This window comes from Metapseudomonas resinovorans, from assembly GCF_002003485.1.
GTDB classification, from domain to species: domain Bacteria; phylum Pseudomonadota; class Gammaproteobacteria; order Pseudomonadales; family Pseudomonadaceae; genus Metapseudomonas; species Metapseudomonas resinovorans_D.
Genome location: NZ_BDMA01000086.1, coordinates 1 through 20,794 on the forward strand (window position 1 = coordinate 1; position 20,794 = coordinate 20,794).

The window sequence follows — 20,794 nt, forward strand, 5'->3', positions numbered from 1 at the left end:
CAGCTACAACAACTACCAGACACCGGTACAGCGCGAAGCGCTGGCTGGATAAACCTAAACCGGTGTCCAGTTTTACTTGACCACTTCAGAGCAGCCTGCGCTGAGGTTCGAATCCGGCGCTCTTCCTGTGGGGGCGAATTCATTCGCCAAGCAGGACGCAGTCCTGCCGTAGGTTGGTCCGAGGAACGAGGCCCAACGCCTGCGGACGCTCCTTCCGTTGGGCTTCGCTTCGCTCTGCACCAACCTACGGGAAGTTCGTGCTGAACTCGGCCGCCCTCACCCCAGCCCTCTCCCAGAGGGAGAGGGAGCAGCCTGCGCGGAGGTTCGAATCCAGCGCTCTTCCTGTGGGGGCGAATTCATTCGCCATGCAGGACGCAGTCCTGCCGTAGGTTGGTCCGAGGAACGAGGCCCAACGCTTGGGGGCACTCGGCGATACCCACGGCAAGGTTGTTCTGGCGGAAAGACCTTGCAGATATTCCGTATTATGGTATACCAATATCCAGCAAGCCACCGAGCAGGTCAGAAGGCCTCTGGCGGCGTCACCCCACCGCAGCGGCCGCTCCGTGGCCACGCAGAAAAAGGTTCGAGGTAAGCGACATGAAATTCTCTTTGTTCGTGCACATGGAGCGCTACGACGAGCAGATCAGCCACCGCCAGCTGTTCGATGATCTGACCGAGCTGACGCTGATGGCCGAGGCCGGCGGATTCAGCACCGTGTGGATCGGCGAGCACCATGCGATGGAGTACACCATCTCGCCGAGCCCCATGCCGCTGCTCTCCTACCTCGCCGCCCGCACCAGCACCATTCGCCTCGGCGCCGGTACCATCATCGCGCCCTTCTGGCACCCCATCCGCGTCGCCGGTGAATGCGCGCTGCTGGACGTGATCAGCAACGGCCGCATGGAAGTGGGCCTGGCCCGTGGCGCCTACCAGTACGAGTTCGACCGCATGGCCGGCGGCATGCCCGCCACCAGCGGCGGCCAGGCGCTGCGCGAGATGGTTCCGGTGGTGAAGGCGCTGTGGCAGGGCGATGTCGCCCACGACGGTGAAATCTGGAAATTCCCCACGTCCACCTCCTCGCCGCGTCCGATCCAGAAGCCGACCCCGCCGATCTGGATCGCTGCCCGCGACCCGGACTCCCACAACTTCGCCGTGGCCAACGGCTGCAACGTGATGGTCACCCCGCTGATGAAGGGTGACGAGGAAGTGGTGGACCTGAAGAACAAGTTCGAGGCCGCGCTGGCCAACAACCCGGACGTGCCGCGCCCGCAACTCATGGTGCTGCGTCACACCCATGTGCACAGCGCAGACGACCCGGAAGGCTGGAAAGTCGGCGCCAAGGCCATCTCGCGCTTCTATCGCACCTTCGATGCCTGGTTCGGCAACAAGGAAACCCCGGTCAACGGTATCCTCCAGCCCAGCCCGGAAGAGAAGTTCAAGGACCGCCCGGAATTCGAGTTGGAGAACATCCACAAGAACACCATGATCGGTACCCCGGAAGAAGTGATCGCACGTATTCGCCACTACCAGGAACTGGGCGTTGACGAGTTCAGCTTCTGGGCAGATAACAGCCTGTCCCACGCCGAGAAGAAGAAGTCCCTGGAGCTCTTCATCAAGCACGTGGTGCCGGCGTTCCGCTGACAGATGCCGCAAGCGGCCGGATCGGGCGATCCGGCCGCCTTTCACCAACCCACAGGTGGTCGAACGCCATGTACAAGACTGGCATCACCCTCTGCTCCCGCAACCCACTGCCCGGGGCCGCCATGGCCTACCTGCGCGGCAAGTGGACGCCCGCCCATCTCTTCCTCAAACGCCTGCGCTCCTCCGTCACTGCCAAGCAGAACGGCTTCTGGCAGATAGTCCGCTAAGCAACTCTCAACGCTGAAATTCGCCCGCGTCCGACGCTTCGCCGCTCGACCGAGGTGCCCGTGCACCTGGCCGATGCTGCCTGTCGCCGCGCATTCATGGCCGAACAACAACAAGAGTTGCGCATGAACACAGACAGAGCTTTCCTCGTCATCGACATGCAGCAGGAGGATGGTTTCCCCCTGCATGGCTTCGATCGGGTTATCCACAACAGCGCCCGCCTGCTGGACGCGTCCCGACATGCCGGCATCCCCATCCTCTACACCCGCCACATCAACGCGGCGGACGGCAGCGACCTGCCGCCCGGCGAGCCGCTGGACGCCGTCGGACGCCCGCTCAGCTACTGCGCCGGCACGCCCCAGGTGGAGATCATCGAGCACCTGGCGCCCCGCCCCGGTGATTGGGTGATCGACAAGCCGCGCTACAGCGCCTTCCACCGCACCGACCTCGACCGGAAGTTGCGCCAGTTGGGCGTAAGCCGACTGGTGGTGAGCGGCGTGCTCACCGACGCCTGTGTGCTGGCCACGGTGCTGGACGCCTTCGCCCTGGGCTACGGCGTCGACCTCATCGCCGACGCCTGCACCAGCACCACGGAAGCCGCCCACAACGCCGCCCTGCTGATCCTCGCCAACTGGGTCTACGCGATCGAGCTCTTCTCCACCGCGCAGTACCTCAAGGCCCTGGAAGGTGCGCCCTGCCAGTCCTGCCGCCCGACCGAGCCGGACCAGTTCGCCCATAGTCCCGAGCAGTTCATCGCCACCATCGCCCGTCTTCAATCCGCTCTGGGCCTGTCCCAGCGCGAGCAGGAGTGATCGCCATGCACGTCGAGAAAAGAAGCATCGATTTCATCCCCGAAAGCGAGCGCCATGGCAAGCCAGGCTCACTGTTCTACATCTGGTTCGGCGCCAACATGAACATCACCACCATCGCCTCCGGCGTGCTGCCGGTAGTGATAGGCCTGAACCTGTTCTGGAGCGCCGTGGCAATCATCCTCGGCTCGCTGATCGGTGCCATCTTCATGGCCTCGCACTCGGCCCAGGGACCGAAGCTGGGCATCCCGCAGATGATCCAGAGCCGCGCCCAGTTCGGCGTGATCGGCGCCGTGTTGCCGCTGCTGTTCGTGATGCTCATCTACCTGGGCTTCTTCGTCAGCAATACCTTGCTGGCGGCCCAGGCCATCGAGTCGGTGAGCCCGCTGGGCGGCGACGCCAACATCTATCTGATCGGGGCACTGTGCTTCGTGGTGGCACTCTATGGTTATCGCCTGATCCATCGGTTGCAGAAGTTGCTGTCGCTGCTCTCGGTGCTGGTGTTCCTGGTCGCCACCGCGCTGGCCCTGGGCCTGCCGGTGCCTGAAGGGCAGTGGTCACCGGTGGGGTTCTCGCTGGCCAAGTTCATGGTGGCGGTAAGCATCGCGGTCACCTGGCAGCTCTCCTATGCCCCCTACGTCGCCGACTACTCGCGCTACCTGCCGAGCAACACGCCGATGTCGCGGGTGTTCTGGTTCAGCTATGCCGGCACCGTGGCCGGCGGCGCCTGGATGATGATCCTTGGAGCGATGCTCAGCGTGGCCATCGGCGGATTCTCCGACAATGTCGGCAGCCATCTGGCCCTCATGTTCAGTAGTGCCGCCTTGCCGCTGTTCGCCTTCATTCTCTACGGCCAGGTGGCGATCAACGTGTTCAACCTCTATGGCGCCTTCATGTCCACGGTCACGGTGATCGAACCCTTCGCCCGCCTGCGGGTGACGCCACGGGTGCGGGGTCTGTTCATGCTGGCCATCAGCATGATCGCCACCGCGCTGTGCACTATCAGCCAGGAAAACTTCATCAGCTATTTCCTGAACTTCATCTTCTTCATGAGCTACTTCCTCATCCCGTGGACCGCCATCAACCTGGTGGACTACTACTGCCTGAGGAAAGGCGACTACTGCGTGCCGGACATCTTCGACCTGGACGGCCGCTACGGCCGGGTCAACCTGGTGGCCTGCGGCAGCTTCGTGCTGGCGATCCTGCTGGAGATTCCGTTCATGAACACCACCCTTTATGTCGGCCCCATTGCCAACGCGCTGGACGGTGTCGATCTGGCCTGGGTGGTAGGGCTGGTGGTGCCGGCGCTCACCTACTACTGGGCGATGCGGCGCAGCCTCGCGCGCGATCTCCAGCTTTTGTAACCCGATTCATTCGGAGGCAGGCCGTAGGTTGGTCCGAGGAACGAGGCCCAATGCCCGGGGAAACTCCGTCCGTTGGGCTTCGCGTAGCTCAGACGCAACCTACAAAGGCTATCTTCCTTCTGTGGATGAACTCATTCGCCAGTCAGAGCGCAGGGCCAGTCGTAGGTTGGTCCGAGGAACGAGGCCCAACGTCCCATCCGTTGGGCTTCGCGTAGCTGAGCCACAACCTACAAAGCCCACACCGGCACATCCACATGGAATCTCGTATTACGGTATTCCATGTTTTCCCGTATCCTTCGCGCCCCTCTTCTCCCTCGCAACAGGCGGCTTTCCTGGCCCGCAGCCAATCCCGCACGACCTTCCGTCGCCAAGGCCTTCCCTCCCCCGGCGGCTGACTCTTGCATATTCAATATTATGGTATACCATCAGACAGCAAGAGACTTCCCAAACCAGGAGAGCCCAATGAGCTTCGAAATTCGCAAGATCGTCAGCTACGTGGAAGAGACCTTCATCGAAGGCGGCAAGGCCACCGACAAACCGGTGACCATGGTGGGCCTGGCAGTGGTGATGAAGAACCCGTGGCTCGGCCGTGGCTTCGTCGAAGACCTCAAGCCCGAAATCCGGGCCAACTGCTCCGATCTGGGCGCCATGATGGTCGAGCGTCTGACCGCCGCCATCGGCGGTGCCGCGAAGATCGAGGCCTATGGCAAGGCCGCTGTGGTCGGTGCCGACGGCGAGATCGAGCACGCGTCCGCGGTTATCCACACCCTGCGCTTCGGCAACCACTACCGCCAGGCAGTGAACGCCAAGAGCTACCTGAGCTTCACCAACAAGCGCGGCGGCCCGGGCACCTCGATCCAGATCCCGATGATGCACAAGGACGACGAGGGCCTGCGCTCCCACTACATCACCCTTGAAATGCAGATCGAAGATGCACCGCGCGCCGACGAAATCATCGTCGTGCTGGGCGCTGCAGATGGTGGCCGCCTGCACCCGCGCATCGGCAACCGCTACATCGATCTGGAAGAGCTGGCCGCCGAGCAGGCCCAGTAATCCCAAGGCCCGTGCAGGAGCGATCCATGATTCGGCTTACCGCTGAACGCACACCGGCCGGCACCAGTTATCTGGCGACCGGCCAAGGCCACCCCGTGGTACTGATCCACGGGGTCGGCCTGAACAAGGAAATGTGGGGCGGCCAGATCGTCGGCCTGGCCCCGCAGTTCCAGGTCATCGCCTACGACATGCTCGGCCACGGCGCCAGCCCGCGTCCGGAACCGGGCACCGGGCTGGTGGGTTATGCCGAGCAACTGCGGGAACTGCTGGAGCACCTGAAGCTGGAGCGGGCCACGGTCATCGGCTTCTCCATGGGTGGACTGGTGGCGCGGGCATTCGCCCTGCACCACCCGCAGCAGATTGAAGGACTGGTGATCCTCAACAGCGTGTTCAACCGCAGCGCCGAACAGCGCGCCGGGGTGATCGAACGCACTCGCCAGGCCGCCGAACACGGCCCGGATGCCAACGCCGAAGCCGCCCTGTCGCGCTGGTTCAGCCGCGAGTACCAGGCAGCCAACCCGGCGCAGATCGCCGCCATTCGCCAGACCCTTGCCAGCAACGATCCGCAGGGCTATCTGACTACCTATGAGCTGTTCGCCACCCAGGACATGTATCGGGTCGATGACCTCGGCAACATCAAGGTGCCGACCCTGGTCGCCACCGGCGAACTGGACCCGGGCTCGACGCCCGAGATGGCCCGGCAACTGGCTGAGCGCATTCCCGGTGCCCAGGTGGCGGTGCTCGAAGAGCAACGGCACATGATGCCGGTGGAGTCGCCGCGTCTGGTCAACCAGATGCTGCTGGATTTCCTCCAGCAGGCGCAGACCTTACAGAACCAAGCAAAGGGGATCGTCGCATGACGCTCGCACGCTTCCAGATGTGCATCGACGGCCAGTGGGTCGATGCGCTGTCCGGCAAGACCTTCGAAAGCCTCAACCCGGCGCTCGCCGCGCCCTGGGCGGAACTGCCCGATGCCGACGAGGCCGATGTCGAGCGTGCCGTACAGGCGGCCCAGAAGGCTTTCGAAAACCCGGCCTGGCGCGGCCTTTCCGCCACCGCGCGGGGCAAACTGCTGCGCCGCCTGGGTGACCTGATCGCCGAGAACAAGGAACACCTGGCCCAGCTGGAAAGCCGCGACAACGGCAAGCTGATCCGCGAAACCCGCGGCCAGGTCGGCTACCTGCCGGAATTCTTCCACTACACCGCCGGCCTCGCGGACAAGCTGGAAGGCGGCACCCTGCCGCTGGATAAGCCCGAGCTGTTCGCCTACACCGTGCACGAGCCGCTGGGCGTGGTCGCCGGGATCATCCCGTGGAACAGCCCGCTCTACCTGACCGCGATCAAGCTGGCGCCGGCCCTGGCGGCCGGCAACACCATCGTCCTCAAGCCTTCCGAGCATGCCTCGGCGACCATCCTCGAGCTGGCGCGCCTGGCCCTTGAAGCCGGCATCCCGGCGGGCGTGGTCAACGTGGTTACCGGTTTCGGACCGAGCACCGGCGCGGCACTGACCCGTCATCCGCTGGTGCGCAAGATCGCCTTCACCGGCGGCGCCGCCACCGCGCGTCACGTGGTACGCAGTAGCGCGGAGAACTTCGCCAAGCTGTCGCTGGAACTGGGCGGCAAGTCGCCCAACATCATCTTCGCCGATGCCGACCTGGACAGCGCCATCAACGGCGCCGTGGCCGGCATCTACGCCGCCTCCGGGCAGAGCTGCGTGGCCGGCTCGCGCCTGCTGGTGCAGGACGAGATCTACGACGAGTTCGTCAAACGCCTGGTGGCCCGCGCCCAGCGCATCCGCATCGGCAACCCGCAGGACGAGAGCAGCGAGATGGGCCCCATGGCCACCGCGCAGCAACTCGCCGTGGTCGAAGGCCTGGTGGCCGACGCCCTCGCCGAAGGTGCTCGCCTGCGCATGGGCGGCAAGCGTCCGGCAATCGACGAGCAGGGCTGGTACTACGAGCCGACGCTGTTCGAGTGCGACAGCAACTCGATGAAGATCATGCAGGAAGAAGTCTTCGGCCCGGTGGCTTCGGTCATCCGCTTCAAGGACGAAGCAGAAGCCCTGGCCATCGCCAACGACTCCCAGTTCGGCCTCGCCGCCGGCATCTGGACCCGCGACCTGGGCCGTGCCCACCGCATGGCCCGTGACGTTCGCTCCGGGATCATCTGGGTCAATACCTACCGCGCGGTTTCGGCCATGGCGCCCATCGGCGGTTTCCACAACAGCGGCTATGGCCGTGAGAGCGGCATCGATTCGGTGCTGGCCTACACCGAGCTGAAAACGGTGTGGATCAACCTCTCGCAGGCCCCCATGCCCGACCCCTTCGTGATGCGCTGAGAGGGCACCACCATGATCGAACCCGGCATCTACAAAGAAGTGATGGGCTCCTTCCCCTCCGGCGTCACGGTGGTCACCACCCTGGACGCCGAAGGGGACATCGTCGGCATCACCGCCAGCGCCTTCAGTGCCCTGTCCATCGACCCGGCCCTGGTGCTGTTCTGCCCCAACTACGCCTCGGACACTTACCCGATCCTGCGCGACAGCAAGCAGTTCGCCATCCACCTGCTCTGCGCCGACCAGCAGGCCGAAGCCTACGCCTTCGCCAAGAAGGGCAAGGACAAGGCAAAGGGCATCGACTGGCGCCTGAGTGAGCTGGGCAACCCGCTGCTCTCCAAGGCCACCGCGATCATCGAGTGCGAGCTGTGGCGCGAATACGACGGCGGGGACCACGCGATCATCGTCGGGGCGGTGAGGAATCTGATCCTGCCCACTGACGAAGTCACGCCGATGCTCTACCACAAGGGCAAGCTCGGCGCCCTGCCGGAGATTTCCTGAGTCACCTTCAGGGCCGCTGCTCGCCACTCTCGACAGCGGCCCTTTTTTATTGCCGTACCTGTAGGAGCAAGTTTGTTCGCGAACCTGTCCCAGGAGCCTTCGCTGGCCAGCCAGCTCCTACAGAAGAGAAGGAGAACCCCATGAGCAACGAGAAATACGAAAAGGGCCTGGAAATCCGCACCCAGGTGCTGGGCGAGGCCTACGTGAACAAGTCGATCCAGAATGCCGACGACTTCACCCGCCCGCTGCAGGAGCTGGTCACCGAGTACTGCTGGGGCCACGTCTGGGGCCGGGACGGCTTATCGCTGAAAGAACGCAGCATGATAAACTTGGCGATGATTTCGGCGCTCAACCGCCCCCACGAGCTGAAACTGCATGTTCGCGGTGCCCTGCGTAACGGCCTGTCCCGCGAGCAGATCCGCGAAATCCTCCTGCAAGTCGGCATCTACTGCGGTGTGCCGGCGGCAGTCGACAGCTTCCGCATCGCTCGCGAAGCCTTCGCCGAGGCCGACGCAGAGGCACAGGGTTGACCGCCGGCACCACCCGATGATGGAGCACCCTGTGGTGCTCCTTCGTCTTTCCTACGGACAGCCATAACCAGAGCGGACCACATGAAACGCTTGCCCCTCGACGACAGCTTCAAGGTCAACCGCAATCCCGTCACCCTGCGCGAGATCGTCCTCGACAAGCTGCGGGGCGCCATCCTGAACTTCCAGCTGCTGCCCGGCGACCGCCTGGTGGAGCGCGACCTCTGCGACCGCCTGGGCGTCAGCCGCACTTCGGTACGCGAGGCTCTGCGCCACCTGGAGTCGGAAGGCCTGGTGGAGTTCGCCGATGCCAAGGGTCCGCGCGTGGCCATCATCACCCTCGAAGACGCCTGCGATATCTACGAGCTGCGCTGCGTGCTCGAAGGCCTGATCGTCCAGCTCTTCACCCTCAACGCCAAGGCCAAGGACATCCGCGCCCTGGAGAAGGCCCTGGCGGAGAACCGCGAGGCCCTCGAGGAAGGCGAGCTGCAGCAGGTACTGGAATCGGTCCAGGGCTTCTACGACGTGCTGCTGGAAGGTTCCGGCAACCACATCGCCGCCACCCAACTGCGCCAGTTGCAGGCGCGCATCAGCTACCTGCGCGCCACGTCCGTGTCCCAGGAGAACCGCCGCGGCGCCAGCAACAAGGAAATGGAACGCATCGTCGAAGCCATCAAGAGCGGCGACCCGCTGGCCGCCCACCAGGCTTCGGTGGACCACGTCCGCGCCGCCGCCAAGGTGGCCCTGGACTACCTCAAGTCCAAGCAGGACGAACCGGGCAAGGTGCGCGACATCGCCAGCCCGATCGCCCTCAAAGAGCCGCGCATAGGGCGCTGACACCATGCCCGCCCCGCGTTTCTGCCCCCAGTGCGGCTCAGGCGAACTGAGCCGCCGGCAACCCGACGGGGACACCCATTCGCGCCTGATCTGCGGCGGCTGCGGCTACATCCACTACGAAAACCCGAAGGTCATCGCCGGCTGCATCATCGAGCAGGACGGCAAGTACCTGCTCTGCCAGCGCGCCATCCCGCCGCGCCCCGGCACCTGGACGCTCCCCGCGGGCTTCATGGAAAATGGCGAGACCACCGAGGAAGCGGCTCTGCGCGAGGTCTGGGAAGAGAGCGGCGTGCGCGCCGAGATCGTCTCGCCCTACTCCATCTTCAGCGTGCCGAAGATCAGCGAGGTCTACATCATCTTCCGCGCCATCGCCCTGGACGTGACCGGCCAGCACGGCCCGGAAACCATGGACTACCGCTTCTTCGCCCCCGAAGAGATTCCCTGGGACGCCATCTACTACCCCGCCATCCGGCAGATTCTCGAGCGCTACATCGAAGAACGCGCGGCGGGTGTGTATGGCATCTACATGGGTAATGACGATACCGGGAAGATTCACTTCATCCGCTGAAACCACATGTGATACGGCTGTGGGAGCGAATTCATTCGCGATTTCCGTAGCTGGCGGCCCTGCGGGCCGCTTCGCGACTGAAGTCGCTCCCACATCAGGTCGGGCACCAACCTACGGCTCCACCCCCTCCACAATGATCACCTCCGCCTTCGCCACGCCCTGGCGATATCCACAGGCCTCCTGGTATTCCGCCGAGTGGTAGCAGGCCAACGCCTGCTCGTAGGAAGTGAACTCGATCACCACGCTACGCTGGGGAGTAGTGCGGCCTTCCATCGCCTGTGAACGGCCGCCACGGGCCAGCAGCCTGCCCCCGTATCGAGCGAACACCGCAGGGGCGCGACGGGTGTACTCGCTATAGCGTTCCGGGTCCGTCACATCGACGTGGGCGATCCAGTAAGCCTTCATGCTGACCTCTGCTGTTCCGGTTAAATTGGTATTATGGTATACCAGAAACCTTTCCCCTTGATCCAGTCAGGTGTCGCGCCATGCCGTTCAATCGCATCGAAGAAATCATCGAAGACTTCCGCCAGGGCAAGATGGTCCTGCTGGTGGACGACGAGGACCGCGAGAACGAGGGCGACCTGCTGCTGGCAGCGGAAATGTGCACCCCCGCCGCAATCAACTTCATGGCTAGAGAAGCCCGTGGACTGATCTGCCTGACCCTGACCGACGAGCACTGCGAGCGCCTCGGCCTGGAACAAATGGTGCCAGCCAACGGCAGCGCCTTCGCCACCGCGTTCACCGTCTCCATCGAAGCCGCCACGGGCGTGACCACCGGCATCTCCGCCGCCGATCGCGCCCACACCGTACTTACCGCCGTGGCCCCCGAGGTTCAGCCCGACGACCTGGTACAACCCGGTCACATCTTCCCCCTGCGCGCTCGCGAAGGCGGCGTGCTGACCCGCGCCGGACACACCGAAGCCGGCTGCGACCTGGCGCGCCTGGCGGGTTTCACCCCGGCCGCGGTCATAGTCGAGGTGATGAATGACGACGGCAGCATGGCGCGCCGCCCAGACCTGGAAGCCTTCGCCGAGAAGCACGACATCAAGATCGGCACCATCGCCGACCTGATCCACTACCGCCTCAGTACCGAACACACCGTCACCCGCATCGGCGAGCGCGACCTGCCCACCGTGCATGGCACCTTCCGCCTGGTCACCTACGAAGACCGCATCGAAGGCGGCGTGCACATGGCCATGGTGATGGGGGATATCCGTCGCGATGAACCCACCCTGGTGCGGGTCCACGTGATCGACCCTCTGCGCGACTTGGTCGGCGCCGAATACACCGGGCCGAAGAACTGGACGCTCTGGGCCGCCCTGGAGAAAGTGGCCGAAGCCGGCCGTGGCGTTGTGGTGGTACTGGCCAACAACGAATCTTCCCAGGCCCTGCTGGAACGCGTGCCGCAACTCACCCAGCCACGCCGCCAGTTCAGCCGCTCGCAATCGCGTATCTACTCCGAAGTCGGCACCGGCGCGCAGATCCTCCAGGACCTGGGCGTGGGCAAACTGCGCCACCTCGGCGCACCGCTGAAATATGCGGGCCTGACCGGCTACGACCTGGAAGTGGTGGAGACTTTGCCGTTCGAGGGGTGACTCACGGCCCCTTCCATGGCGGAATCCTGTAGGGGCGATTTCAATCGCCAAGCAGGCCGAAGGGCTGCCACTCGTAGCCAGCTCCGCGCCAGCCAAACCACCCTCACCCCCAGCCCCTCTCCCTGAAGAGGAGAGGGGTGACTCAAGCCACTCCCTCGGCGCAATCCTGTGGGGGCGATTTCAATCGCCAAGCAGGCAGAAGGACTGCCACTTGTAGCCAGCTCCGCGCCAGCCAAACCACCCTCACCCCCGGCCCCTCTCCCTGAAGAGGAGAGGGGTGACTCACCCTTCACCCACGGCGCAATCCTGTAGGAGCGACTTCAGTCGCGATGCAGGCCGCAGGCCTGCCACGTAGGATCAGCCCCGTAAAAGCCCCCGCCCCTGCCCCACCACTCGTCACCCACAACCCAACGCTCACCCCCAAATGGCGATAACCGGCAACGCCGAGGACTTGCAGAAAGTTTGGAATACCATAATATGACATTCCGTAGGCCGAGATAATTTTCCGGGAACTGCCTCCCATCCCGGCCGCCCTTGAAGCCCCAGCCACTGGGGTCCCTGCTCCTGATAAGCGGGTAGAAAGCGAAGCCCGCTTGCGTACAAACACAACAATGAGGGCAAGCAAGATGGTGTTCAAAAAACGTGCAACCGCGGTATTCGCCGCAGCATTCCTGGCCGCGACCAGCACCGCTGCCCTCGCCGCCGAAAACCTCAGCTTCGTGAGCTGGGGCGGCACGACCCAGGATGCGCAGAAACAGGCCTGGGCCGAGCCCTTCAGCGAAGCCAGCGGCATTCGCGTCGTGCAGGACGGCCCTACCGACTACGGCAAGCTCAAGGCCATGGTCGAAAGCGGCAACGTGCAGTGGGACGTGGTAGACGTCGAGGCCGACTTCGCCCTGCGTGCCGCCGCCGAAGGCCTGCTCGAACCCCTGGACTTCGGCGTGATCCAGCGCGACAAGATCGACCCGCGCTTCGTTTCCGACCACGGTGTCGGCTCCTTCTTCTTCTCCTTCGTGCTCGGCTACAACCAGGGCAAGGTCGGCGGCAAGACCCCGCAGGACTGGACCTCGCTGTTCGACACCGCCAACTACCCGGGCAAGCGCGCTCTCTACAAATGGCCGAGCCCCGGCGTGCTGGAACTGGCGCTGCTGGCGGACGGCGTCCCGGCCGACAAGCTCTACCCGCTGGACCTGGACCGCGCCTTCAAGAAGCTCGACACCATCAAGAATGACATCGTCTGGTGGGGCGGCGGCGCCCAGTCCCAGCAACTGCTGGCCTCCGGCGAAGCCACCCTCGGCCAGTTCTGGAACGGCCGCATCTATGCCCTGCAGCAGGACGGCGCGCCGGTCGGCGTGAGCTGGAAGCAGAACCTGGTCATGGCCGATTTCCTGGTCATCCCCAAGGGCGCCAAGAACAAGGACGCGGCCATGAAGTTCCTGGCCAACGCCAGCAGCGCCAAGGGCCAGGCCGAGTTCGCCAACCTCACCGCCTATGCCCCGGTGAACGTCGACAGCGTCGGCCAGCTCAAGGAAGACCTCGCCCCCAACCTGCCCACTGCCTACGCTAAGGATCAGATCACCCTCGACTATGCGTACTGGGCCAAGAACGGCCCGGCAATCGCCGCGCGGTGGAACGAATGGCTGGTCAAGTGAAGATGGCTGCCATTCAGCCCGACTCGCCGGCCAAGACCCGTGAAGGCGCAGCCCGCGCCTCCACGGGTACTGACTCCAAGGCTGCGTCGATGAACCAAGTCAACGAGACCACCCTGCGCTGGCGCGGCGCCCGCAACCTGATCCCCGCGCTGCTGTTCCTCGGCCTGTTCTTTCTCGCTCCGCTGATCGGCCTGCTGCTGCGCGGCGTGCTCGAACCCACGCCGGGTCTGGGCAACTACGAGCAGCTGTTCGCCAACTCGGCCTATGCCCGCGTGCTGTTCAACACCTTCGCGGTGGGCGGCCTGGTGACCCTGATCAGCCTGCTGCTGGGCTTCCCGCTGGCCTGGGTGATCACCCTGGTGCCACGTGGCTGGGGCCGCTGGCTGCTGAACATCGTGCTGCTGTCGATGTGGACCAGCCTGCTGGCACGCACTTACTCCTGGCTCGTTCTGCTGCAAGCCTCGGGCGTGATCAACAAGATGCTGATGGCGCTGGGCATCATCGACCAGCCGCTGGAGATGGTGCACAACCTCACCGGCGTGGTGATCGGCATGAGCTACATCATGATCCCGTTCATCGTGCTGCCGCTGCAGGCCACCATGTCGGCCATCGACCCGATGGTGCTGCAGGCCGGCTCGATCTGCGGCGCCAGCCCCTGGACCAACTTCACCAAGGTGTTCCTGCCGCTGTGCCGTCCGGGCCTGTTCTCCGGTGGCCTGATGGTCTTCGTCATGTCCCTCGGTTACTACGTCACCCCAGCCCTGCTGGGCGGCGCGCAGAACATGATGCTGCCGGAATTCATCGTCCAGCAGGTGCAGTCGTTCCTCAACTGGGGCCTGGCCAGTGCCGCCGCCGCGTTGCTGATCGCCATCACCCTGGTCCTGTTCTACCTCTACCTGAAGCTGCAACCGGAATCGCCGGTGGCTTCGAGCACTGCGAGGTAAGCCATGCTGCTGTCACCCAATGCCATGGGCCTGCGCCTGCGCGTCGGCCTGTACCTCACGACGGGCGTGATCGCGGCCTTCCTGCTGCTGCCGATCCTGTTCATCGTGCTGCTGTCCTTCGGCTCCTCCCAGTGGCTGGTGTTCCCGCCGCCGGGCTGGACGCTGAAGTGGTACGGACAGTTCTTCTCCAACGCCGAGTGGATGGAGTCGGCCCTGGCGAGCCTCAAGGTCGCCGTGCTGACCACCCTCTGCTCCGTGGCCCTGGGCCTGCCCACCGCCTTCGCCCTGGTGCGCGGCAAGTTCCCCGGCCGCGAGTTCCTCTACGGCCTGTTCACCCTGCCGATGATCGTGCCGCTGGTGATCATCGCCGTGGCCGTGTACGCGCTGTTCCTCAAGCTGGGCTACACCGGGACGCTGTTTTCCTTCGTGGTCAGCCACGTGATCGTCGCCCTGCCCTTCACCATCATCTCGATCATCAACTCGCTGAAGCTGTTCGATCAGTCCATCGAAGATGCCGCGGTGATCTGCGGTGCCTCGCGGCTGCAGGCGGTGTTCAAGGTGACCTTCCCGGCGATCCGCCCCGGCATGATGGCCGGCGCGCTGTTCGCCTTCCTGGTCTCCTGGGATGAAGTGGTGCTGAGCGTGATGATGGCCAGCCCGACCCTGCAGACCCTGCCCGTGAAAATGTGGACCACCCTGCGCCAGGACCTGACCCCGGTGATCGCCGTCGCCTCGACGCTGCTGATCGGCCTGTCCGTACTGGTAATGGTGATCGCCGCCGTGCTGCGCCGGCGCAACCCTGCAAGCGCCTGAGCGCCGAGGTAAGAAAATGAGTGCCGTGATCCAAGACACCCGCGAAAACAAGACCCTGGTCAGCCTGCGCAATCTGAACAAGCACTACGGCGACTTCGCCGCCGTGGACAACATTTCCCTGGATATCCAGGACGGCGAGTTCCTCACCTTCCTCGGCTCCAGCGGCTCGGGCAAGAGCACCACCCTGTCGATGTTGGCCGGCTTCGAGACGCCCAGCTCCGGCGAAATCCTGGTGGACGGCAAATCCCTGGTGAACGTGCCGCCGCACAAGCGCGACATCGGCATGGTGTTCCAGCGTTACTCGCTGTTCCCGCACCTCAACGTGCGCGACAACATCGGCTTCCCGCTGGACATCCGCAAGCAGGCCGCCGGCGAACGCGAGCGGCGCGTCGAGGCCATGCTCAAGCTGGTGCAACTGGACAAGTTCGCCCAGCGCCGCCCGGCCCAGCTCTCTGGTGGCCAGCAGCAGCGCGTGGCGATCGCCCGTGCCCTGGTGTACGAGCCGCGCATCCTGCTGATGGACGAACCCCTGGGCGCCCTGGACAAGAAACTGCGTGAAGACTTGCAGGACGAGCTGCGCCACCTGCACCGCCGCCTCGGCATCACCATCGTCTACGTGACCCACGACCAGGAAGAAGCCATGCGCCTGTCCCAGCGCATCGCCATCTTCAGCCACGGCAAGATCGTCGGCCTGGGCAGCGGCTACGACCTCTACCAGAGCCCGCCGAACGCGTTCGTGGCGTCCTTCCTCGGCAACTCCAACTTCCTCAAGGTGAAAGCCCAGGGCAATGCAGGTGCCAGCTTCGAGGGCCAGAGCCTGGCCATCCGCCCCACCGCCGGCCTGCATGACGGCCAGGACCTGATCCTGATGGTGCGCCCGGAAAAAGCCCTGGTCCTGACCCCGGAACAGGCCGCCCGCGAACCCCTGGCCGCCGGCTGGAACCAGATCCAGGCCAAGGTCGCGGAAACCGTATTCCTCGGTGAAAGCCTGACCTGCAGCGTCGTCACTGCGGGCGGCACCAGCCTGACCCTGAAGGAGCTTTCCGGCACCACCGCACCGCTGCAACCCGGCGCGCCGGTCATGCTGCGCTGGGCCGCGGCCGATGCCTGTGTCTACACGGAGTGGAACGAAAGCGACCTGGTCAAGGGCGCCGGAGCACATTGAGGCGTTGATCCTTTGCTCGACGCATGACCGCTGCGCTGACTTGTAGGAGCGAGCTTGCTCGCGAACAGACCGAGCTCGATCTTTTTCGCGAGCAAGAACTCGGCGTCCCCCTCGCTCCTACAACAAGTCCGCGGCGGTCGCAGGCAGAACCGGTCTAGTCCTGCTCGACCCTCTTGTCGGCCTCATCCAGTTCGTAACCCGGATGAAATCCAGGAGCGACGGTTGGATTTGCCCCGGATTTCATCCGGGCTACCGACTGATCCTGTGGGAGCGAATTCATTCGCGATGTTGGTTCAGGGCAGGCCTTCGGCCTGCTTCGCGAATGAATTCGCTCCTACACAAGCCCTATTCCTGTTCTGCCTCCTTGTTGACCTCCTCCGGGCTACCGACGCGTAGGAGCCAGTGCCTCATGACCACGTCCTCGGGCGATTTTTCCGGCCATGCCAAAATTCCGGCAGCGGCCAAAACAAACGCCAAGTGATCCAGCACAACCACCCTTACATACTCTGAAACCCCCATTCTTGGGGCCTCAACCGCTTATGCCAGCCTTTTGACCACTCGCCAAATGCGACTCGCTTAGCGCATTGACACACCTTGTTACAAAGAAAAGGATTACCCACGAGGCCAACGTGCCACTACAGCCTCGCACCTGATGTCGCGTGCCGATTCGCTGCCGAACGCCAGTCAGCAGCGTCGTCGACCTCCGCCCCCTCCCGTGCCCATTCGGTGGCTCGATTCTCTCTCTGGTGTGTTCCTCTCTCTTCGATAGCGAGGTGGGTATGTCTGCCCGGAATACGCGTGCGATCTCGAAGGCCCTGAACAGGGTTCCGAAGATCTTCAAATCCTCAGGCTTCTTCATCGGTGCACTGATGGCGCTGGATCTCTACGCCGCGGTTGCCGTTCCCCTGGACCTGTTCGGGCCGCCACCAGCGGACGACCCCTCGCACTTCACCGGCCCACCGAAAAATTCCCAGGCGGCGCTGGAATCGCTTGAATCCGCCGCCCCGGCGAACTCGGGATCCATCGAACTGCCCAACGGCGTGATCGGCGACCGCGACTCGACCCGCGTCGACAACGTGCTGCCGCCGGCGCAGCAGACCTCGTTCAACTACCCCACCAATGGCAAGCCAAGCCCACTGTTCGGCGCCCAGCCCTTCAGCCAGCAGATGATGCTGTTCGAAGTCTTCGGCCTGGAGAAACTCGACCCCACCTCGCCGCCGCAATCGGTCCCGTTCCCCGAGCCGAGCATCGGCTCCGCCCCCGAACAGGACCCGAGCGACGCCTCGCGCAGCGGCCCGTCCGGTGCGGACCTCGACGCGTTCCTCGGCCAGCCGGGCCTGTCGCCTTTCCCGGCGCAATACGCCGACACCCTGGACCGCAACCCCTGGAGCCCACTGATCGAGGACTTCCTGCACCGGCAGATTGCCGGTTCGGCTGAAGGCCGCCCTCCAGGCATGGGCTGGTCGCACCAGCGCTGGAACGAGTTCTACCCGCAAGTTGAAATCAAGACGGCCCAGGCCGGCGCCCGCACCAACGGAGGTGTCCGTGACCAGTATCAGCGCCATGCCTACAACGAAGGCGAGTTCGGCCCCGGCGGGCTCTACTACAACACCGCCGGCCTGTCCTACACCAACGGCACCACCCGTGGCATCCAGCCGCGCTTCCACCCCAACATGCCCGTGCAGGACCACAACGCCCTGTGGACCTTCGATGGCACCTTCCCGCCCAAGCTGATGATGGTCCGCTATGGCCAGCCGGTGCTGTTCCGCCACTACAACGCGCTGCCCATCGACCCGGCAGCCAACCGTGGTTTCGGCCTGCACACCATCAGCACCCATGAGCACAACGGCCACACGCCAGCGGAGAGCGACGGCTACGCCAACGCCTTCTTCTTCCCCGGTCAGTTCTACGACTACCGCTGGCCGATCCAGCTGGCCGGCTACGACACCATCAACACCACCGCCAGCGACCCGCGCGCAGCCTTCCCCTGCGATGACGGCGAGACCCTCTGGGTGAACGACGCCCATCCCGGCATGAAGACCTGCCAGAACGGCAAGATCCAGATTCGCGGCGACTGGCGCGAAACCATGAGCACCCACTGGTTCCACGACCACATGCTCGATTTCACCGCGCAGAACGTCTACAAGGGCAACGCCGCGATGATGAACTACTACAGCGCGGTGGACCGGGGTAACGAGGCCTTCGATGATGGCGTCAACCTGCGCCTCCCCAGCGGCACGTCCGAGTCCTGGGGCAACCGCGACTACGACGTGAACCTGCTGGTCGCCGACAAGGCCTGGGATCAGCAGGGTCAGCTCTGGTTCAACCCCTTCAACACCGACGGATTCCTCGGCGACCAGGTGCTGGTCAACTGGCAGTACAAACCCTGGTTCGACGTGCGCGCCCGCAGCTACCGCTTCCGCATCCTCAACGGTTCGGTCTCGCGTTACGTCAAGCTGGCCCTGGTGCGCGAAATCAAGGGCACCAGCGGCGAGTTCCAGGGGCCCAAGGGCTCGGGTGTGTCCTATGCGCGGGTGCCGTTCCACATGATCGCCAACGACGGCAACATCATGGAACACGCCGTGCCCTTCGACGGCACCCTGGATCTGGACCACGACGGCAACCTCAAGGACCACTTCGGCGTCCTGCCCATCCAGGGCATCGCCGAGCGCTACGACATCGTCGTCAACTTTGCGAAGAACGGCGTCAAGGCCGGGGACAAGCTGTACTTCGTCAACGTCCTCGAACATGAGACCGGCAAGGGCGCGAAGCAGGAAATCGCCCTCGCCGACATCCTCTCCGAGAAGTACAAGGCGGTGATCAAGCAGACCAGCAACGGCCCCGCCTGGGACAAGGGTGATCCGGGGGTGGGCAAGTTCCTCGAACTGCGCGTGCAGGCCTACGGCGGCCAGGACCTGGCCATGAACCCGGCCGACTACGAGCCGGCCAAGCCGGGCAAGGCCGAAGGCAAGGTGATGATTCCGCTGACCCTCCACGCGGACAACGCCAACGATCGCCAACTGCTGAGCCAGGCGCGTCACCGCAGCTTCGAGTTCGGCCGTTCCAACGGCACCGACGAAACCCCCTGGACCATCAAGACCGACGGTGGCCAGGGCTACAACATGGATCCGCGACGCATCTCCGCCGCCCCGCGACTGGCCAACGGCCCGACGCCAGCCGGCTACAGCGGCGCAGGTACCCTGGAAATCTGGAAGATCAAGAACGGTGGCGGCGGCTGGTCGCACCCGATCCACGTGCACTTCGAGGAAGGCATCATTCTCAGCCGTGGCGGCCTGCCTCCGCCGGAATGGGAAAAGTGGGCGCGCAAGGACGTCTATCGCATTGGCGAAGACAGCGAGACCCAGCAGGTGGTGGAAATGGCCGTGCACTTCCGCGAGTTCGCCGGAACCTACATGGAGCACTGTCACAACACCCAGCATGAGGACAACTCCATGCTGCTGCGCTGGGACATCGAGCACCCCGGCCAGGTCCAGTTGATGCCCACGCCACTGCCCAGTTGGGACGGCGTGAGCTACGTGGACTCGGTCGCCCTGCCGACCTTCCGCACCGGTGACGGCAACGGCCAGACCAGCCGCTGACCCTGAGCGGGGCGGAGCCAGCTCGGCTCCGCCCCAGGGAGAGAGCCTATGCGTATTCCAGGTTTCCACTGGCTGGCCCTCGCCCTGCTGGCGCTGGCCACGACCTGTGCCGGCCTCTGGCTGGCACCGACGAGCCAGACGGCATCATCCGCCCCCTGGGGCCGCGACTACTTCCCCAATACCGAGCTGATCGACCAGGACGGCGAGCACCTGCGCTTCTTCGACGACCTGATCGAGGGCAAGGTGGTCGCGATCAACTTCATCTTCACCAGCTGCGGCGACACCTGCCCACTGGAAACCGCGCGCCTGCGCCAGGTGCAGAAACTGCTGGGCGACCAGGTCGGACGCGACATCCACTTCTACTCCATCAGCATCGACCCCATCCACGACACGCCGGAAGTGCTCAAGGCCTATGCGACCAGATTCCAGGCCGCACCAGGCTGGCAATTCCTCACCGGCGACTACGACGAGATCACCCGGTTGCGGGAAAAGCTCGGCCTGCTGGTACCGGGCGACGATCCCGGCAACCTCAAACAGCACAACCTCAGCCTGGTGGTGGGCAACCAGGCGACCGGCGAATGGATGAAGGTCTCGCCCTTCGAGAACCCCTACATCCTCGCCGACAAGCTTGGGAACGAATTGCAGAACTGGCGCAATAGCAACGCCGGCGCCCGCAGCTATGCCGACGCGCCGATCATTCGGCCGCCGTCCAGTGGCGAGCAACTGTTCCGCACCCGTTGCAGCGCCTGTCACACCCTTGGCCCGCAGGACGGCGAGCTGGGCGCCCTGCGCGGCGTCGGCCCGGACCTGCTCGGCGTAACCCACCAGCGCGACCCGAAATGGCTGACCCGCTGGCTCAAGGAGCCCGACCGCATGCTCGCCGAGAAAGACCCGCTGGCCGTCGACCTCTTCCGCCAATACAACCAGGTGGCCATGCCCAACCTGCAACTGGGCGAGCAGGACATCCAGGCGCTGATGCAGTACATGGATGATGAGACCTTGAGGCAGCAAGCCAAGCGTTAAGAAGCCCCTCTCCCTGAAGGGTGAGGGGTGACTCTTGGCTCACCCATGGTGCAAACCTGTAGGAGCGACTTCAGTCGCGAAGACTCACCGACGGCGCCTTGGCTTTGTTGGAATGCATATCCCTGTAGGGGCGAATTCATTCG

The 20,794-nt window shown here is 64.3% G+C and carries 19 protein-coding genes; 18 read left to right on the forward strand and 1 reads right to left on the reverse strand.

Annotated features, from left to right (window positions below; all coding sequences use genetic code 11):
- Positions 1 to 597: 597 nt before the first annotated feature.
- From MnOB_RS23645 to MnOB_RS23690, 11 genes are all read left to right on the forward strand, one after another.
- Positions 598 to 1,641, forward strand: a complete 1,044-nt coding sequence (locus MnOB_RS23645) for an LLM class flavin-dependent oxidoreductase (RefSeq protein ID WP_077526809.1) — start codon at positions 598 to 600, stop codon at positions 1,639 to 1,641.
- Between the two features lie 68 nt (positions 1,642 to 1,709).
- Positions 1,710 to 1,868 (forward strand): hypothetical protein, encoded by a 159-nt coding sequence (locus MnOB_RS29090; RefSeq protein ID WP_199824586.1) that lies wholly within the window; start codon positions 1,710 to 1,712, stop codon positions 1,866 to 1,868.
- A gap of 123 nt (positions 1,869 to 1,991) precedes the next feature.
- A complete protein-coding gene (locus tag MnOB_RS23650; protein ID WP_077526929.1) occupies positions 1,992 to 2,678 on the forward strand; it encodes a cysteine hydrolase family protein in 687 nt (228 codons plus the stop codon).
- A gap of 5 nt (positions 2,679 to 2,683) precedes the next feature.
- Positions 2,684 to 4,039 carry a purine-cytosine permease family protein gene (locus tag MnOB_RS23655; RefSeq protein WP_077526811.1) on the forward strand — a complete coding sequence of 452 codons (1,356 nt, stop codon included), beginning with the start codon at positions 2,684 to 2,686 and terminating at the stop codon, positions 4,037 to 4,039.
- A 462-nt stretch (positions 4,040 to 4,501) separates the two neighbouring features.
- Positions 4,502 to 5,092 (forward strand): amino acid synthesis family protein, encoded by a 591-nt coding sequence (locus tag MnOB_RS23660; protein ID WP_077526813.1) that lies wholly within the window; start codon positions 4,502 to 4,504, stop codon positions 5,090 to 5,092.
- A 26-nt stretch (positions 5,093 to 5,118) separates the two neighbouring features.
- Entirely contained in the window at positions 5,119 to 5,952 is an 834-nt protein-coding gene (locus MnOB_RS23665) for an alpha/beta fold hydrolase (protein ID WP_077526815.1), read from the forward strand.
- A complete protein-coding gene (locus MnOB_RS23670) occupies positions 5,949 to 7,430 on the forward strand; it encodes an aldehyde dehydrogenase (protein WP_077526817.1) in 1,482 nt (493 codons plus the stop codon). The genes MnOB_RS23665 and MnOB_RS23670 overlap by 4 nt, the downstream gene beginning before the upstream one ends.
- Positions 7,431 to 7,442: 12 nt before the next feature.
- On the forward strand, positions 7,443 to 7,928 hold the full coding sequence (locus MnOB_RS23675; RefSeq protein ID WP_077526819.1) for a flavin reductase family protein: 486 nt from the start codon (positions 7,443 to 7,445) through the stop codon (positions 7,926 to 7,928).
- A 140-nt stretch (positions 7,929 to 8,068) separates the two neighbouring features.
- Positions 8,069 to 8,458, forward strand: coding sequence for a carboxymuconolactone decarboxylase family protein (locus tag MnOB_RS23680; protein ID WP_028628079.1), 390 nt, complete (start codon positions 8,069 to 8,071; stop codon positions 8,456 to 8,458).
- Positions 8,459 to 8,539: 81 nt separating this feature from the next.
- On the forward strand, positions 8,540 to 9,292 hold the full coding sequence (locus MnOB_RS23685; RefSeq protein ID WP_077526821.1) for a GntR family transcriptional regulator: 753 nt from the start codon (positions 8,540 to 8,542) through the stop codon (positions 9,290 to 9,292).
- A 4-nt stretch (positions 9,293 to 9,296) separates the two neighbouring features.
- Positions 9,297 to 9,860 (forward strand): NUDIX hydrolase, encoded by a 564-nt coding sequence (locus tag MnOB_RS23690; RefSeq protein ID WP_077526823.1) that lies wholly within the window; start codon positions 9,297 to 9,299, stop codon positions 9,858 to 9,860.
- 111 nt (positions 9,861 to 9,971) lie between these two features.
- On the opposite strand, the gene MnOB_RS23695 is transcribed toward MnOB_RS23690, so the two are convergent.
- Positions 9,972 to 10,265, reverse strand: coding sequence for a DUF1330 domain-containing protein (locus tag MnOB_RS23695; RefSeq protein WP_077526825.1), 294 nt, complete (start codon positions 10,263 to 10,265; stop codon positions 9,972 to 9,974).
- A gap of 80 nt (positions 10,266 to 10,345) precedes the next feature.
- Here MnOB_RS23695 and ribBA point away from each other — a divergent pair, with 80 nt between their 5' ends.
- The 7 genes from ribBA to MnOB_RS23730 all read left to right on the forward strand — a co-directional run bounded on the left by ribBA (position 10,346) and on the right by MnOB_RS23730 (position 20,651).
- Positions 10,346 to 11,455, forward strand: coding sequence for a bifunctional 3,4-dihydroxy-2-butanone-4-phosphate synthase/GTP cyclohydrolase II (gene ribBA / locus MnOB_RS23700; RefSeq protein WP_077526826.1), 1,110 nt, complete (start codon positions 10,346 to 10,348; stop codon positions 11,453 to 11,455).
- 626 nt (positions 11,456 to 12,081) lie between these two features.
- The gene (locus MnOB_RS23705; RefSeq protein WP_077526828.1) at positions 12,082 to 13,107 is read left to right on the forward strand and encodes a polyamine ABC transporter substrate-binding protein; all 1,026 of its coding nucleotides are present in this window, start codon (positions 12,082 to 12,084) and stop codon (positions 13,105 to 13,107) included.
- Complete coding sequence (locus tag MnOB_RS23710; RefSeq protein WP_077526931.1) at positions 13,104 to 14,051, forward strand: ABC transporter permease; 948 nt, start codon at positions 13,104 to 13,106, stop codon at positions 14,049 to 14,051. Before MnOB_RS23705 ends, MnOB_RS23710 begins: the two co-directional genes overlap by 4 nt.
- Positions 14,052 to 14,054: 3 nt before the next feature.
- On the forward strand, positions 14,055 to 14,864 hold the full coding sequence (locus MnOB_RS23715; RefSeq protein WP_077526830.1) for an ABC transporter permease: 810 nt from the start codon (positions 14,055 to 14,057) through the stop codon (positions 14,862 to 14,864).
- Positions 14,865 to 14,880: 16 nt separating this feature from the next.
- Positions 14,881 to 16,029, forward strand: a complete 1,149-nt coding sequence (locus MnOB_RS23720; protein ID WP_077526832.1) for an ABC transporter ATP-binding protein — start codon at positions 14,881 to 14,883, stop codon at positions 16,027 to 16,029.
- An 869-nt stretch (positions 16,030 to 16,898) separates the two neighbouring features.
- Positions 16,899 to 19,628 carry a multicopper oxidase domain-containing protein gene (locus tag MnOB_RS23725; protein WP_107504122.1) on the forward strand — a complete coding sequence of 910 codons (2,730 nt, stop codon included), beginning with the start codon at positions 16,899 to 16,901 and terminating at the stop codon, positions 19,626 to 19,628.
- A gap of 48 nt (positions 19,629 to 19,676) precedes the next feature.
- Positions 19,677 to 20,651, forward strand: coding sequence for an SCO family protein (locus tag MnOB_RS23730; protein WP_077526834.1), 975 nt, complete (start codon positions 19,677 to 19,679; stop codon positions 20,649 to 20,651).
- The last annotated feature ends 143 nt before the right edge of the window (positions 20,652 to 20,794 follow it).

What these genes read in the sequence shown, in the direction of transcription:
- MnOB_RS23675 (WP_077526819.1), top strand. Translation starts at nt 7,443, where the DNA reads ATGATCGAACCCGGCATCTACAAAGAAGTGATGGGCTCCTTCCCCTCC.
- MnOB_RS23660 (WP_077526813.1), top strand. Translation starts at nt 4,502, where the DNA reads ATGAGCTTCGAAATTCGCAAGATCGTCAGCTACGTGGAAGAGACCTTC.
- MnOB_RS23730 (WP_077526834.1), top strand. Translation starts at nt 19,677, where the DNA reads ATGCGTATTCCAGGTTTCCACTGGCTGGCCCTCGCCCTGCTGGCGCTG.
- MnOB_RS29090 (WP_199824586.1), top strand. Translation starts at nt 1,710, where the DNA reads ATGTACAAGACTGGCATCACCCTCTGCTCCCGCAACCCACTGCCCGGG.
- MnOB_RS23685 (WP_077526821.1), top strand. Translation starts at nt 8,540, where the DNA reads ATGAAACGCTTGCCCCTCGACGACAGCTTCAAGGTCAACCGCAATCCC.
- MnOB_RS23680 (WP_028628079.1), top strand. Translation starts at nt 8,069, where the DNA reads ATGAGCAACGAGAAATACGAAAAGGGCCTGGAAATCCGCACCCAGGTG.
- MnOB_RS23655 (WP_077526811.1), top strand. Translation starts at nt 2,684, where the DNA reads ATGCACGTCGAGAAAAGAAGCATCGATTTCATCCCCGAAAGCGAGCGC.
- MnOB_RS23705 (WP_077526828.1), top strand. Translation starts at nt 12,082, where the DNA reads ATGGTGTTCAAAAAACGTGCAACCGCGGTATTCGCCGCAGCATTCCTG.
- MnOB_RS23645 (WP_077526809.1), top strand. Translation starts at nt 598, where the DNA reads ATGAAATTCTCTTTGTTCGTGCACATGGAGCGCTACGACGAGCAGATC.
- MnOB_RS23690 (WP_077526823.1), top strand. Translation starts at nt 9,297, where the DNA reads ATGCCCGCCCCGCGTTTCTGCCCCCAGTGCGGCTCAGGCGAACTGAGC.
- MnOB_RS23650 (WP_077526929.1), top strand. Translation starts at nt 1,992, where the DNA reads ATGAACACAGACAGAGCTTTCCTCGTCATCGACATGCAGCAGGAGGAT.
- MnOB_RS23665 (WP_077526815.1), top strand. Translation starts at nt 5,119, where the DNA reads ATGATTCGGCTTACCGCTGAACGCACACCGGCCGGCACCAGTTATCTG.
- MnOB_RS23715 (WP_077526830.1), top strand. Translation starts at nt 14,055, where the DNA reads ATGCTGCTGTCACCCAATGCCATGGGCCTGCGCCTGCGCGTCGGCCTG.
- MnOB_RS23670 (WP_077526817.1), top strand. Translation starts at nt 5,949, where the DNA reads ATGACGCTCGCACGCTTCCAGATGTGCATCGACGGCCAGTGGGTCGAT.
- MnOB_RS23725 (WP_107504122.1), top strand. Translation starts at nt 16,899, where the DNA reads ATGGCGCTGGATCTCTACGCCGCGGTTGCCGTTCCCCTGGACCTGTTC.
- ribBA (WP_077526826.1), top strand. Translation starts at nt 10,346, where the DNA reads ATGCCGTTCAATCGCATCGAAGAAATCATCGAAGACTTCCGCCAGGGC.
- MnOB_RS23695 (WP_077526825.1), bottom strand. Translation starts at nt 10,265, where the DNA reads ATGAAGGCTTACTGGATCGCCCACGTCGATGTGACGGACCCGGAACGC.
- MnOB_RS23720 (WP_077526832.1), top strand. Translation starts at nt 14,881, where the DNA reads ATGAGTGCCGTGATCCAAGACACCCGCGAAAACAAGACCCTGGTCAGC.